General features: G+C 38.6%; 8 protein-coding genes. All 8 read left to right on the forward strand.

The window, feature by feature from the left end:
- Positions 1-258: 258 nt before the first annotated feature.
- The 8 genes from F6X55_RS14555 (at position 259) to F6X55_RS14590 (ending at position 15,778) form a co-directional block, all read left to right on the forward strand.
- On the forward strand, positions 259-3,285 hold the full coding sequence (locus tag F6X55_RS14555) for a DEAD/DEAH box helicase (protein ID WP_153464418.1): 3,027 nt from the start codon (positions 259-261) through the stop codon (positions 3,283-3,285).
- A 1,053-nt stretch (positions 3,286-4,338) separates the two neighbouring features.
- Positions 4,339-4,869, forward strand: coding sequence for a hypothetical protein (locus F6X55_RS14560; RefSeq protein WP_237648683.1), 531 nt, complete (start codon positions 4,339-4,341; stop codon positions 4,867-4,869).
- Positions 4,870-5,798: 929 nt separating this feature from the next.
- Positions 5,799-7,016, forward strand: a complete 1,218-nt coding sequence (locus tag F6X55_RS14565) for an ROK family transcriptional regulator (protein ID WP_153464420.1) — start codon at positions 5,799-5,801, stop codon at positions 7,014-7,016.
- A gap of 19 nt (positions 7,017-7,035) precedes the next feature.
- Complete coding sequence (locus tag F6X55_RS14570) at positions 7,036-7,911, forward strand: carbohydrate ABC transporter permease (RefSeq protein ID WP_153464422.1); 876 nt, start codon at positions 7,036-7,038, stop codon at positions 7,909-7,911.
- A gap of 9 nt (positions 7,912-7,920) precedes the next feature.
- Complete coding sequence (locus F6X55_RS14575; protein ID WP_153464598.1) at positions 7,921-8,802, forward strand: carbohydrate ABC transporter permease; 882 nt, start codon at positions 7,921-7,923, stop codon at positions 8,800-8,802.
- A 31-nt stretch (positions 8,803-8,833) separates the two neighbouring features.
- Positions 8,834-10,105 (forward strand): ABC transporter substrate-binding protein, encoded by a 1,272-nt coding sequence (locus F6X55_RS14580; RefSeq protein WP_153464424.1) that lies wholly within the window; start codon positions 8,834-8,836, stop codon positions 10,103-10,105.
- Positions 10,106-10,179: 74 nt separating this feature from the next.
- Positions 10,180-13,515: a glycoside hydrolase family 31 protein gene (locus tag F6X55_RS14585; RefSeq protein ID WP_153464426.1), complete on the forward strand. Its 3,336-nt coding sequence runs from the start codon at positions 10,180-10,182 to the stop codon at positions 13,513-13,515.
- A gap of 4 nt (positions 13,516-13,519) precedes the next feature.
- Positions 13,520-15,778 (forward strand): glycoside hydrolase family 31 protein, encoded by a 2,259-nt coding sequence (locus F6X55_RS14590; protein ID WP_153464428.1) that lies wholly within the window; start codon positions 13,520-13,522, stop codon positions 15,776-15,778.
- Positions 15,779-15,784 lie beyond the last annotated feature (6 nt).

Consider the following 15,784-nt stretch of genomic DNA (forward strand, 5'->3'; position numbering starts at 1 on the left):
TTGTATATTTTTTTCAATCTAATGAATTACAATAGAAACTAATTTCTAATAATCTTTATCACTACAGATATATCTATAGTTTAATAAAGGGAAATTGGATTCACAATATATCTATAAAATGAAATCATTTACTTTTTCTCTCTGTGGTTTTGGGTGTAAGAAATCCGGTTCTTTGTTGAAGGTAAAAACTTTTATATTTAGTTCTTTTGGTCTGTTATAATTAACTTAAATGTAATTATATGACAGGGGATGGATTGTATGGGAAAGTATAAAAATATTATCACGACAATTGGCCGTGATAATAAGTTAAGTCGTTGTACGGATGCTGAAGGTAGAATATTTAACCGAACAGAAATTATTAATAGCTGGAAAGTGTCTTATAATGAGAGAGTTTCTCGAAGTCCTGAAGAGAAAGGTTTAAGAATTCCTCAGTTTGGAGCGTTATCTGCAATTCGTGCCCATTGGGCGACTTCAAATTCTCCAGCAACTATTGTCTTACCCACGGGGACAGGTAAGTCAGAAACAATGTATGCTACGATTATTTCTGAAAGGATATCCACAACGCTTATCATTGTACCTTCTAATCTGTTGAGGGAACAGATCTTTGAGGGAGCAAGTCATTTTGGGATACTTCCAAATCTAAAAATGATTTCAGATGAAGTTATTTATCCAACAACTTTTCTGTATAAATCAAAAGTATCAGATGAGGAAGAAACAACTCTGATTGAGACTCTTAAAGAGTCAAATATCATAGTTTCAACTCCTGGTATGATTAAGAAGATGCCGGAATCTGTTATCGATACACTTGTTGAAGAAGTGGACGTTGTAATATTTGATGAAGCACATCATCTTGCAGCCCCTGATTGGCGAACAGTTAGAGAAAGGTTTTCAGACAAAAAAATTCTACAGTTTACTGCGACTCCTTATAGGAATGATGGTAAGAAAATCGATGGTAGGATAATTTTTAATTATGGTTTGGCTTTAGCTCAAAAGGCTGGATATTTTAAACCAATTGATTTTTATCCTATTCAAGAATTTGATGAACAAAAGTCTGACAAACAAATTGCAAATACTGCTATTAAGCTATTAGAAAAAGATATTGTGGAATATGAACATGTGCTTTTAGCGAGAGTTAGCACTCGAAAAAGAGCGGATGAGTTATATGAAAACATCTACTCTGAATATGAGGTGTTTAACCCAGTTGTTATTCACGGAGGCATTCCTATGACGAAAAGGAATAAATCCTTGCAGCAAGTTAAAGATGGTAAGTCAAAAATCGTAGTTTGTGTAGATATGTTTGGAGAAGGGATCGATATTCCAACTTTGAAGATTGCAGCAATACATGACAAATATAAATCGCTTCCAATTACACTTCAATTCATTGGAAGGTTTGCTCGAACAAGTAGCAATAAGTTAGGCAATGCAAAACTTATCACGAATGTAGCAATGGACGATTTGAAAGAAGCTATTGAAGATTTATACCATCAAAACGCTGATTGGAATGAACTTCTTAATATCCATTCAAATCAAGCAATTAAAGAGGAAGTTGAGCATGGTGAATTCATTGATAATTTTAAAAAGGGTCATTCGAAGGATATAGATTTATCCCAATTAAAGATGAAAGTAAGCACTAGAATGTTCAAACACCCCTCAAAAAGTATTTTTGTTAATGGGTGGAAACAAATTTTGAATCCAGATAGAACTACGTCACTAATAAATGAAGAGAATAATGTTTATATTTTTATTGAGGAAACTGAAAAAAAGGTTGGCTGGTCAGATCAAAATGATATAGTTCAATATGATTATGATTTCTTTGTGCTGTTTTTTGATAATGTTAATGGAATTGTTCATATCAATGAAACTGATACCAGAAAAGGAAATAGACTTGTGGAAAGTGTGTTCCCAGAAGCAATTGCAATTAAAGGAGATCCTATTTACCGAAGCTTAGATGGAATTAATAGGTTAATGTTAGGAACATTGGGATTAAAGCAAAAACCTAGCGGAAGAATTAGTTTCAGAATGTTTGCTGGAGCTGATATTAAATCTGGAATTTCTGAGGCTGTGACTTCGGGATCAACAAAGTCTAATTTATTTGGTTATGGTTATCGAGGTGGGGAACGAATCAGCATTGGTTGTTCATATAGAGGGAAAGTTTGGATGCGTTGGGTAGAGAGTGTTAAATTTTGGACGGATTGGTGTCAAAAAATTGGAACAAAGGTTTTGGATGACACTATTGTTACGAATGATATATTAGAAAATTCCCTTGCTCTCGAAGTTATCAAGGAATTTCCCGAAGGCGTCCCTTATAAAATATCGCTGCCTGAGTCAATTGAAATTTCCAATTCTACCTCTAAACAGTTGTATATACCTAAAGAAGAAAAATCAATTCCTTTTTTTCAAACAGATTTAAAGAATCCTGACATAGTCAATGGAAATCTTCGCTTTGATTTTCATATAAATGAGCGAAAGGTTACATATGAACAGATTATTGATGAGAACTCATACAGTTTCAAGCAAATTGAAGGGGAGGAGCTAGAAGTCAAATCGGGGAATGGAACTGTTAACTTGACTGAATATCTGTACGAGAACTCACCTGAAATTTCTTTTATACAAGATGATGGATCTATTATTGTAGTACAAGAAAATTTAAAAACAGTTATAGTACCCAAGAGCGACATAGCATTACCACCAAACTCTTTAATCCCGTTTGATTGGAAAAAATACAATGTCGATATAAGATCTGAATCTCAAGGGATAGGCAGAAAAACTGATTCGATTCAATACGCTACGATTCACAATATTGTAGACCAAAAATCAGATATTATTTTCGATGATGACGGAGCTGGAGAAATCGCAGATGTAGTTTCGATCAAAATTGATAAGGAAAATGAGAAGATTGTTTTTCATTTGTACCATTGTAAATATTCAGGGGGTGAGCATCCCGGTTCGCGTGTTGGTGACTTGTATGAAGTTTGTGGTCAAACTGAGAAGTCGATTATGTGGAATGACAATGCCTTGCAACTTGTTCAACGGATGATTGAGCGGGAAAATAAGAGGAAAAAAAGCTATAACGAAACTCGGTTTGAAAAGGGGAATTTACGTACTCTACTTACTCTGAAAAAGATGGTGAAATCTGGTTTTGAAACACAATTTCAGATCTCAGTTGTCCAACCAGGAGTTTCGATACTAAAAATTACTGATCCAATGAAACAAATTATTCTTGCAACTGATTCATACCTTAAAGATACTTATGCGATACCTCTAACGTGTTACTTTAGTGAATGATATACAGGATATATAAATTATCATGAATATATACTCGCTGATGTATGATTTACCTTTATAAAGATGTACTTAAAGAAATTTCTCGAAATTAAGTCTTATACAATAGGGGGCTTTTCTCCAACGAGGAGATCAGCCTCGTCTTATTTAAGTAACGGAGCAGGTTACTTTAAGAAGGATTAACTGGAATTTGGATAATTATGTTATTATAAAAAGAGATATTGGGGGATAAAATGGATAAAATGAAGTTTTTCATAAATTTGTTGCCTTTAATTTTGGTATTTTAGGGGTTATAAATTATGTGTATTTTGCTAAAGACATTGTTTCAACAGTTGTACTTTTATCTCTCAGTGTTATAGTTTCGATATTAAATCTGATAAGAAAGAAAAACATGATTGCTTTATTAAACATTGCAATTGTAATGTGTTTAAAGGAACAATTTCATTATTCTTAAAGAAAGACTATTAAAGTAAAAGAATAGGAGGATGAATGAAATGGCTAGAGAATGTTATGAGTGCGGGAACACAAACGAGGAAGAGATTGAGTATAAGACGGTAACTACTGACGAAGTTGATGGGAACGAAAAAAAGATAAAACTTTGGTTATGCATAGATAACGATGATTGTGAAATGAGAGTGTATAACAAGTACTACGCTAATAAGTAAAGAAGGAACAATTCGAGCAAGGCCACAGAGGAAGAAGTGTAATGATTTTGACTTGTGAGTCGTTCTCTTGCAGAAACCTGACGGCAGATGGTTGGATTATTTTGCATCTGGTCAATTTGGGTATATAAAATAATTTACCTTTTTATAAGTAAAGAGGGCGTTAGTTTAATAGACAATAATACAAAATAGAACTTCTATGAATTTGGAAGTTCTATTCTTTTACCTAATATCAACACTAAACTTTAACATAGCCCAACTTATAAAGAGCAGCTGTTTAAGATGATGAAGAATAGCGAATTAAAGTTGATAGGCATCTCATACAGAGGTGTTTTCTTCTATTGAAAGGAGGTAGGTAAATAGAGGAAAACATCTCTCTTTGGCAAGGAGGGGATTGATCCTGAAACACCTTATAAATGAAATAAAAAATAATTTAGAAAACAAAAATTATTTATCAGCTTTAGCATTAACACTAACATTACCAGATATATGTGGGAAAATTTCATATCCTAATTTGAAAGGATCTGGCAGAAGATATAAACGTTGGTATAATGAATATATTTATAAATATGACAAGCCTAAAGTTGGACTGGATGATTTAGAATCACTAACTATTAATGGAGAAATAGTATATGAGTTACGTAATTTATTACTTCATGAGGGATCCCTTGATGCGACAGAGGATGTACAGAAAGAACTAGGTTTAAAAAATTCTCAAAGTCTTAAGTTTGTATTATCAAATAGCATAACTAGTTATAGTAAGGCGTGGAGTGACGGAGACAAAACAAAGGATCCCGATATTTATATAAGAATTAGTGTAGTGGATTTTTGCAAAAAAATATGTGCCGTTGCAGAGAATTTGTACTATGAGAATTACCCAGATAAAGACATTTATAATGATATAGTATTATTTGATTTTGAATAATTATCACCCCTTAGAAGATTGGATCTCAGATAGATTTCGCCTATGCCTCAAACGGGCGCAATTCAAGGATATTGAATTACTTCCTTCATTCCGTTAAGGGGGGAGAATGGAGGGTGTTCATACGTTTGATAACAAGTAAACTCACCGACATCTCATTGTATTGCCACATACACTCCGGACATGTGGAGTGTGTGGCACAACTCATTTTAAAAGAAGGCAACTAACCCTTAGGTTGTTGCCTTCTTTTAAGTCCTCTTTATTTAATGATGTGGACATGTTTGGGCAAGAAATTTAATGTATTCAAAAGATTAAATCATTTATTACGGAAGTAAATATTGGTTGTGGAGTTAAGCGGAATAACTTTTTGGAAGAATCAATTAATAGATGCATGAAGGAAAAGGATTATGACAAGTTATTAACCTTATTAAAACACGATCAACTAAATAATTTTCCGCAGTTTAGAGGGATTTTGATTACTATTTCTCAATTTTAGAAACTAAATACTTAGAAGATGTTCGAAAAAAATTGAAATGCTGATTGAATTAACAAATAGTAGTTTAATTTAAAAATTTTTTTAATAATCGTATTAGAAAAGAGAACTCGCTAGCTGTCAAGGAAACATTGAGGCAGATATTAAATGTATAAGGGAGGAGGAAGAAGACAAATGAAAGATGAATTAGTAAATTTTAGGGCTGGTGGATGGTGTTATTATGGCATCTCTTTGTTGACGTAGAGCAATAGGCTAATAATTCAAAGAAAGGTGCCCTAGAAGTATAAATGGTATCTTTCTTTATGCAAATAATATAATGCAAAAAATAAAATTCTTAAAAATCAAAAATATAGTTGTCAAATTATTAACATTGATGTATAGTTTATATATACTTAATTCGTTCACTGAAAGAAGTAAGTAAGATGATTGAGGTGATTTTATGAAATCTTTAAGAACTGGAAGCAAGGAACTTATCAAAGAAATTAATAGATTCAAAGTTTTAAATATTATTCGTCACCAGCAACCGGTTAGTAGAGCTGAAATCTCACGGCAATGTGAATTAGGGATTTCAACGCTTTCTTATATCATGGATGAGTTGAAAGCTCAAAACCTTATTTATGAAGTCGGAGAAGCTTCCTCGACAGGGGGGAGAAAGGCTAAACTTTTAAAGTTCAATGAAAATCATGGGTATGTTGTCAGTATCAAAATTGAGGAAGACCAAATTCTGACAGCGCTTACAGATATGGAGGGAGGTATCCTTTTAAAAACGTACGTTCCATTTGAAAAGCACACAACAGCAGAGAAAATTGTTGCTTTAATTGAGAGAGAAGTGAAAATGATTTTCCACGAACAGAATAAAGATTTATCCAGCCTATTAGGAATCGGAATTTTGTCTTCTGGACTTGTGAATCGCCACGAAGGGAAAATCATTCGTGCTTCCATGTTGGGGTGGGAGAATGTTCCTATCACCGAGATGATAAAAGAAAGGTTTCCTACAGTTCCAGTGTTTGTGGATAATAACATTAATGGCTATACGTTAGCTGAGCTAGAAAAAGGAGAAGGTCAGAAAGACAATAACTTTTTAGTTGTTTCGATTGGGGCCGGATTAGGTTTGTCTGTTGTTATTGATCGGAAAATCTATTATGGAGCCGTAGGTGGCGCTGGAGAATTCGGGCATACGAATCTCGTCATGGGGGGGTATTCTTGTCACTGCGGGCAAGAAGGGTGTCTCGAAATGTACGCTTCAGAGTTCTACTTCGAAAATAAATATAAAGAAAAATCAAAGGAAGATTCAGCGTATGAAGAAGAGGACCATCATTTCTCGGCAGTAGCAAAAGCAGCCGATGGAGACGATGTGTTCGCCCAGTCCCTCATGAAAGAAATGGGTACCCACCTCGGATATGGACTAAGAAATCTTATCAATACGTTAAACCCGGAGAAGATTATTATTGTCGGGGAGGGCGTGAAATACAAACATCTGTTTGAAAAAGAAGTTCTTGCTATTGCTAACGACAATTTCTTCGAGAAAGTTAGCATTGATACAGATATTGTTTTTTCTCATTTGAAAGACGATTCCTGGTTCACCGGAGGAGCCCTGTTAGCAATAAGTCAACTCTTCCAAGAGCCGATTTATGAACAAATGAAACAAAGTATATGAGCAAAGGAGGTAGGGATGCATGGTAGGAATGACAAGGAAAAAAACATTCTTTTGGCTTTGTATCTTTCTTCTACCCAATCTGCTTGGTTTTCTAACATTCATAGGAGCTCCGATTGTTTCCTCGTTGATTATCAGTTTCACAGATTGGGATTTACTTGGAGAGATGCAATTTACGGGTTTTGAAAACTACATACGTTTAGCGCAAGACCCTGATTTTTGGGTTTCCTTTCGAAATACTATCTTTTTTATTCTTGGGTACATTCCATTGGTTTTGATTTTTGGTTTAGCTTGTGCATTGTTATTAAATAAACAAATGAAATTCCGGGCATTTTTCAGGGCTACATTCTTCTTGCCGGTCATTACAAGTTGGGTAGCGGTTTCTCTAGTGTGGAAATGGTTGTATAACCCTGAATACGGACTTATCAATTATGCTCTATCGATTGTAGGTATTGATGGCCCGCAGTGGCTGAGTGATCCTAACACAGCAATGATTGGTATCATCCTGGCAAGTGCCTGGAAAGATATAGGATTTGTCATGGTTTTGTTCCTGGGTGGCCTACAGAACATATCTCCTTCCTTTTATGAAGCTGCTTCGATTGATGGTGCAGGAAAAGCAAGAAAACTGTGGAACATCACGATTCCACTGTTGGCACCGACAACATTCTTTGTGACAATCATTTCTCTGATTAACTCTTTTCAGGTGTTTGATCAGGTCATGATTATGACCGGAGGAGGACCTGGAGGCTCAACAGAAGTAATGGTACAGAATATTTACAACCATGCTTTTCGTTACTTTGAAATGGGCTACGCTTCTGCCATGAGTTGGGTGTTGTTTCTAGTCATTTTCCTCTTCACATGGATTCAAATGAAAGTTCAAGACAGGGGGGTAAATTGATATATGGCTATGGAGAATTCGAGCAAGGCGTTGGTTTATCAGAACACGAAGTCAAAGAAATCTAAGAAACGACGTCCTACTATCAACAAGATCCTTTTTTATTTATTGCTAATTGGAGGCGCTTCCATTATGCTGATTCCTTTTCTCTGGATGGTTTCTACATCTTTGAAACCGGATGGAGCAACAATGGTTTTACCTCCGGAATTCGTGCCAAATGAGCCTACTACTCAAAATTACGAAAGCGTTACGCAACAATTTCCTATGATGCGCTTTTTATGGAACTCTATCGTTGTTGCGGTACTGACGACCATTGGTCAAATGGTTTTCAGTTCCATGGCGGCTTATGCTTTTGCACGCATGCAGTTCCGAGGAAGAGATAAATTATTCCTTTTGTATCTTGCCACAATGATGGTGCCGACGCAGGTCACGATGATTCCACAGTTCATTTTGATTAAACAATTTGGCTGGCTGGATTCGTATCCTGGACTGATCATTCCTACCATGTTTGCGGTGTTTGGAACTTTCCTTATGAGGCAAGCGATGTTAGGAATCCCAAGAGAGTTGGAAGAGGCAGCATTCATGGATGGCGCGAATCACTTTCAAGTCTTTTATCGCGTGTGCCTTCCATTGATCAAGCCGATGTTGGCCGCTTTGGGAATTTTCACGTTCATGCAATCCTGGAACAACTTCCTGTGGCCATTGATCGTAATCAGTAACCAGGAGTTAGCTACTCTACCGCTAGGTCTGTCCCTGCTCCAGGGGCGTTGGGCTACAGACTGGGGATTGATGATGGCTGGTGTTGTTATTAGTGTACTACCGATTTTAATTGTCTATCTTTTTGCTCAGAAATATTTCATCCAAGGCATGACTATGAGCGGAATGAAAGAATAAATTCAATTTTATTAAAAGGGGAGAGAATGACATGAAGAAATTGTGGCTTTTATCTTTGTTTTTCATGGTTGCTATTATTAGTTTGGTGGGTTGTTCCTCAGAGGGAGAAAGTGAAGAAGAAGGTGGGGACGGCAATGGCACTACGGAAATAACTTATTACAGCTTTTCTGCAGCACCAGACTATGAAGACGTACTGGCTGATATTGTAACGGCCTTTGAGGAAGATAACCCGAATATCAAAGTAAATACAGAATTAGCTGCTTATGATGATTACTTCACGAAGTTGCAAACGCGACTGGCTGGCGGGAACGCTCCGGATGTATTTGAATTGAACTATGAAAACTTTGTTCAATACGCTTCAAAAGGTACCTTAGCTGACCTTTCCGGATTCATTGAAGAAGACGAAAATTTCGATCCTTCTCAATTGAATCAGGAAGCATTTGAAGCTTACCAATATGATGGGAAACAGTATGGAATGGTAGAGAGCTTTTCGAACGTTTTAACTTTTTACAACAAAGACTTGTTTGACGAAGCAGGTGTCGATTATCCAACAGCTGACTGGACATGGGAAGACGAGTTGGCTGCAGCTGAGAAAATCACAAACGAAGAGAATAATGTATGGGGTACTTATGCTCCAGCAACAATGAATGAGTACTTTAAAATTGCTGCACAAAACGGGGGGGAACTCTTCAACGAAAATGGGGAGCCTACTGTAGATACACAAGAAAACTTGGAAGCTATGAATTATATGGTTGATAAAGTGACGGAATCAGGCGTAACTCCATCTCCGGCAGAAATGTCCGGTCAGGCTCCAGCTGATCTATTCATGAATGGACAGCTTGGTATTGTTCACACAGGTATTTGGATGTTTGAAGCATTTAAAGACGCATCTTTTGAATGGGATGTAGCTTTGGAAGCAGGAAACACGCAAAAAGCTCATCACTTCTTTGCAAATGGTCTGGCTGTTTCCGCCGATACGGATAAAAAAGAAGCTGCTTATAAATTTGCTCGATTCATGAGTGCCAGTGATCAGGTAGCTGAACTGCGCGTAGAAAATTCCTGGGAACTGCCAGCTGTAAACAACGAGGAAGTACTTCAACCTTACCTTGAGCAGACTCCTCCGGAAAATCGTGAAGCTGTATTCAATGCACTGGACACGTTGGTACTTCCGCCAGTAGTGGAGAACTGGAGTCAAATCAATGATGTGACGGACCAGGAATTCGAAAAAGCCTTAAACGGGAGCAAGTCAACGGAAGATGTCATTAAGACACTACAATCCGAATACGAAAATATTTTGAACTAACTAATTGTATGAAAGGAGAGGGATATATGTGAAGCACGTACACATATATCCTTTTTCATGAAGGGGTGATAACCGTGGATAAGACTTATATACAGTTATTTCGGGCTCATGTTGATCAATTGCGAGGAGAACATACGAAGGTCGAAGAAACAATCAAAGACTATCAGCCGGATATAGAAAAAGATCCTTTATATACCATAGCGACATGGGTATGGCTTCTACAGAAACAAGTCCAACTGGAACCAAATAATGAAGAAATCACAGGTATCGACTATAAACCTCATATTGCCTATTTGGCTGATGAGTGGAAGAAGCCGAACACTGATTTATGGGGGAACGAAAAAGATATCTATCTTTCCAACGTTTCTATGGTATACGCAGCATTGACCGAAACGAAGAATAACCGACAGGCGATGTCCCTGCAGAAAGTGATGACAGAGATTCGTGATTTTGTATTCAATGAATTACTTTCCGGAGGCACGGCTTTAAATGGAAAAGAAACAAGAGGGATTTCTGTAGATCAAACGCTTGCCGTCATGCCTTATGGATTGTTCTCTCCGGAAGACCTGATTATCGTAGAAGCTACCAACAAAATGGTACTGCATCTGGAAGAAGAGAGTGGGATGCTTCCTTATCGAGGGGCTGACTATACTTCAAAATCTGCAACAGCTTTGATGGCCCTTTACTTTCTTGAAAAATCCGATAAAGAAAACGCATTTCATTACTCTCATTTAGCACGAGCCCACATGGAGGAAGATGAGCTGGGTGAAATTGTTCTTTCTCTATTTGATTATTATGCTTCTCAGTTTGGAGAAGGAGAAAAGATCATCCATGATCCTTTGGGCAATGAGAATGTGTACTTGCCACAGCTGACCGAGAGAATTCCTCACTACCCTACGACCGATGATTATGTTCATATAGCTTGTCAGGTAGTCAGTGAAAAGGAAATTGAGGGTGTAGAAGTCCATATACAAAACAAGAATCGGGACTGGAAAGATTCTCTTGAGCTTCAGTCGAAAAAAAAGGACGAGACACTTATTTATCAGGGAAAGCTTTCTTCATTACCGGATCATGGGGAATACTCTTATAGTTTTCATGTGACATTTAAAGAGGGAGGGAATCTTACCTCTGATACGTATCCCCTCTATACAAGGCAAAAGAAGTATGCGAACTCTTTCAAAGTGACGAATAAAACAGAAGATATGCTGGAACTTTATTTCGGTGAAGGGCATAACCTTACTTTTATTATGCGTGACGATGGCATGGATATGAGTATTCGTCAGTATGGTAATAAAATAGATGCCTCTAAAGATGAGGAAACTTCTATTTTTCGAGGAGATTATCAGCTTAGAGTACACGCTGAAAATGCCGAAATCGCATTGTTTTACAAGGAACAAGAGATTCTTCGTACTCATTCACTAGTGCCGACATTTGAATGGAAAGAGGGCATAGATGGGATAGTCCACGAATTTCAGGTCCACTGGTACACGCCTGAAAACGAAAATTTTTATGGGTTCGGTGAACGATACAATTCTATTGAACAACGCGGTGAGATAATTGACTGCTATGTATATAACCAATACAGAGACCAGGGGACAAGGACGTATATCCCTATTCCGTTTTATATGACCAACAGAGGATATGGGTGTTATGTGGATACTGCAATGTACACATTGTTTGATTTGGCAGCATCTTTGAAAGATAAGACGACGTGGACGTTCGCACAAAATAACAACGTTCAGGAAACGACTGTCCATTTTTATTTTGGTGATTATAAACAACAAGTACAGCAATTTACGAAAGAGACGGGAAAGCCTGCGATGGTTCCCGCTTGGGCGCTCGGCCCCTGGATGTCTAGTAATAACTGGGATCGTCAATCTATTGTAGAGAACGAAATCGAAGCGACGAATAATCATGATATCCCCGCTACAGTTATCGTATTGGAACAATGGAGTGATGAAGCGACGTATTATATGTTCAATGACGCCACCTATGAGTTGAAGGAACCGGGATACGTTCACAGTTATGAAGAAATGGAGTTCCCTTCCTGGGGGCGCTGGCCGGATCCGAAAGGGATGGTAGAACATATACACGAGGAAAATCTGAAACTTATCTTATGGCAGATTCCGATTCAAAAATACTTAAATAAACAAACGCATCCGCTAAAAGATCAGGATGAGGCATACATGGTTGAAAAAGGGTATGTGGTTAAGCACGAAGACGGCACTCCTTACAGAATTCCTGAGAACTGGTTTACAAATAGCCTGATCATGGATTTCAGTCACAAGGAAGGGAGTGAATGGTGGTTTCAGAAACGCCAGTACCTTTTGGATATAGGAGTTGATGGATTTAAAACAGATGGAGGAGAATTCGTTTTCGGTAAGAACCTGCAGTTTGCGAACGGCCAGACGGGAAGTGAAATGCGAAATCAGTATCCCAACGATTACATTCAGGCTTATTACGACTTTGCTCAACGAAATGATGGCATCACGTTCAGCCGTGCCGGCTATACTGGCGCACAAAATTTCCCTGCGCACTGGGCCGGGGATGAACGGTCTACATTTGCTGCATTTAAAAGATCGCTTGTAGCCGGGTTGAATGCTGGTCTGGCAGGCATTGTGTTCTGGGGATGGGACTTGGCAGGATTTAACGGAGATATCCCTACAGCAGAGCTATTCATGCGTTCCTCTTCGATGGCAGCTTTTTGTCCGATTATGCAATATCACGCGGAGAGTAAGGCAGAGTTCAGTCAGGACCGCACCCCATGGAATATCGCTTCCCGAACAGGGGACGACCGGGTTATTGATGTATATCGATTTTTTGCTAATGTGCGCATGAATTTGATGCCTTATATATATCAGGAGTCTGAGAAAGCCTGCCAAACAGGGGAGCCGTTAATGAGGGCGCTTATGCTTGATTTCCCGGAAGATCAACGAGTGGCGGGTGTGTATGATGAGTATTTATTCGGTGAATCCATGCTTGTGGCTCCTATTATTGAGGAAAATCATATTGAGCGGCAGGTCTATCTGCCGGAAGGGAAATGGGTGAACTTATGGACAGAAGAAATTCACGAAGGGCCTGCTTATATAACTTGCACGGCAAAGGTGAATGATATTCCAGTCTTCATGCGTATGAACAGAGCACTACTTTTGAACGTTTCTCCTTCAGAGGGGCTTGGAAGTGCTGTGGGTAATGACTTATCTTCATATAAACAACCATTGTGTCGCGTGTATTGTGATGCATCCTTTCATCAAACGCTGACAGATCATCTCGGACATACGATAGAACTTTCTGTTGACGTTTCGGAAGAGGAAGTAAAGGTGAAGGCGGATACTGATATAAATGACCTGAAGATTGAAGTTATAGGTAATGACAAGGTAGCACGCGTCATGCAAGACGAGGAGGGGTGAACCATTGCTTGAACATACGAGTTATGCCATCTTGCCTTCAGAAGAAGGAGGGGCTGAGGAACAGGTACATGAGGTAGGTGCTGTAGAATCAGTAAAATGGAATGGGAAAGTAGTTGAAGGAACGTTAACCGAAGGTGCATTCTTCCTTTACCTTCTTAATGACCAGACACTTCGATTCAGTGTTCATCCTTTTGAGAAAGTTTCCACAGACAGCACGCTGGCAGTCGTAGAGGATGAACCTGTCGAAGATGCAGATTATTCAGACACTGATGCAGAACTATTCTTGACCTACAAAAATCTGCAAGTGACTATCAAAAAGAATCGTTTATCTATTACAGCTCAAAGAAATGGAAAAACAGCGTTTCATTTATCCGGGGTATCTTTCACTAAAGATAAGAAGGTGTTTGGTACATTCGAAAAAGATGCCAAAACTCCTATATACGGATTGGGAGAGAAGAGTGGTTTCCTCAATAAAAACGGAGAGAAAATTACGAACTGGAATACAGATGTATTTGCTCCTCACAACAAGGATACGGTCGAACTGTATCAATCGATCCCATTTGTACTGATCCATGATCCTGGAGAAACGACGACCGGTGTATTTCTGGACAATTCTCACCGAACAGAATTCGATATGCAAACATTCAAGGATAGAGTGAGGTTCTCTGCAGAAGGAGGTCCATTAAACACTTACATCATTCTTGGAGAGGATATCAAAGATACAATACGAGGTTATACAACAATAACAGGAACGACACCACTGCCTCCTCAATGGTCCTTGGGTTATCATCAGTCCCGTTACAGCTATCGTTCCGAAGAGGAAGTACGAGAGGTAGCTGCGGCTTTTGAAAAATACGAGATCCCTCTCGATTGTATTTTTTTAGATATTCACTACATGAATGATTATAGAGTTTTTACTTTCAACAAAGACCGTTTCCCTAATGCAAACAACCTTATCAAAGAACTGAATGAACGCGGTATTGATGTTGTTCCTATCGTCGACCCAGGAGTCAAGAAGGATGTGGAATATCCTGTGTATCGTGAAGGTGTTTCTGAAAACTTCTTCAGTACATATATAGATGGAAGCATCTATTATGGAGCGGTGTGGCCAGGCACTAGCGCATTTCCCGACTTTTTTCAATCGAGAGTGCAAAAATGGTGGGGACACCTTCATGGGTTCTATACAGAAAAAGGGGTACGAGGCATTTGGAATGATATGAACGAACCATCTGTTTTTAATGAGAGTAAAACGATGGACCTTGACGTGAGGCATAATCAGGACGGGAAGCTTATCAGTCATCGGGAAGGACATAATCTTTATGGTTTGTACATGAGCAAAGCTACATTTGAAGGGTTAAAAGAACTTATACCCAATACACGGCCGTTCTCCCTGACGCGCGCCGGCTATGCAGGTGTACAGCGATATTCGGCAGTATGGACTGGGGATAACCGTAGTCATTGGGAGCATTTAGAAATGTCTCTTCCGATGATTATGAATCTTGGAATGTCTGGAGTAGCATTCAGTGGCGCTGACGTCGGGGGTTTTGCATCGGATTGCACTCCTGAGCTGCTGGTTCGTTGGACACAAGTGGGAGCCTTTCTTCCTTATTTTAGAAATCATAGTGTTCAGGATTCTATTTACCAGGAACCGTGGGCGTTCAATAAAGAAACGATGACGATCGTCAAAAAGTTCATACAGCTAAGGTATCAGTTCATCCCTTATCTTTATACGTTGTTTCATGAAGCGGAGAAAAGCGGAGTACCAGTAGTCAGACCGTTAATAATGGAGTACCCAGAGGATAAAGAGGCAACTGATATTAGCGATCAGTTTCTCTTAGGAAGAGATGTGATGGTGGCGCCAATGCTTCGCCCGGGCCAGACGCATCGCTCCGTTTACTTCCCGGAAGGAACATGGTTTGACTGGTGGAACGAAGAAGAAATCGAAGGCGGTAAATTTCACCTAGTGTATGCCGATTTAGAAACCATTCCAGTCTTTGTTAAAGCAGGTACGGTTCTTCCTTTTGGTGATGAGGTGAGAAATACGAAAGAACAACAGCGCGTCAGCCTCATCGCTTTCTCTAACGGAGATAGAGATATGAGAGGGCGATTATATGAAGATGATCATATCTCTTATAATTACCAAAAGGGAGAGTATGTATTAACAGATATTGTTCTCTCATCAGATGGGGACGTGAAGACTTACAAACAAGGTGATTTTGAATCGAATTTAGTAGTGTCAGATATAAAAATAATCGGAAAATAAAAAGGA

The sequence above is a fragment of the Sediminibacillus terrae genome (assembly GCF_009602435.1).
GTDB lineage: Bacteria > Bacillota > Bacilli > Bacillales > Amphibacillaceae > Sediminibacillus > Sediminibacillus terrae.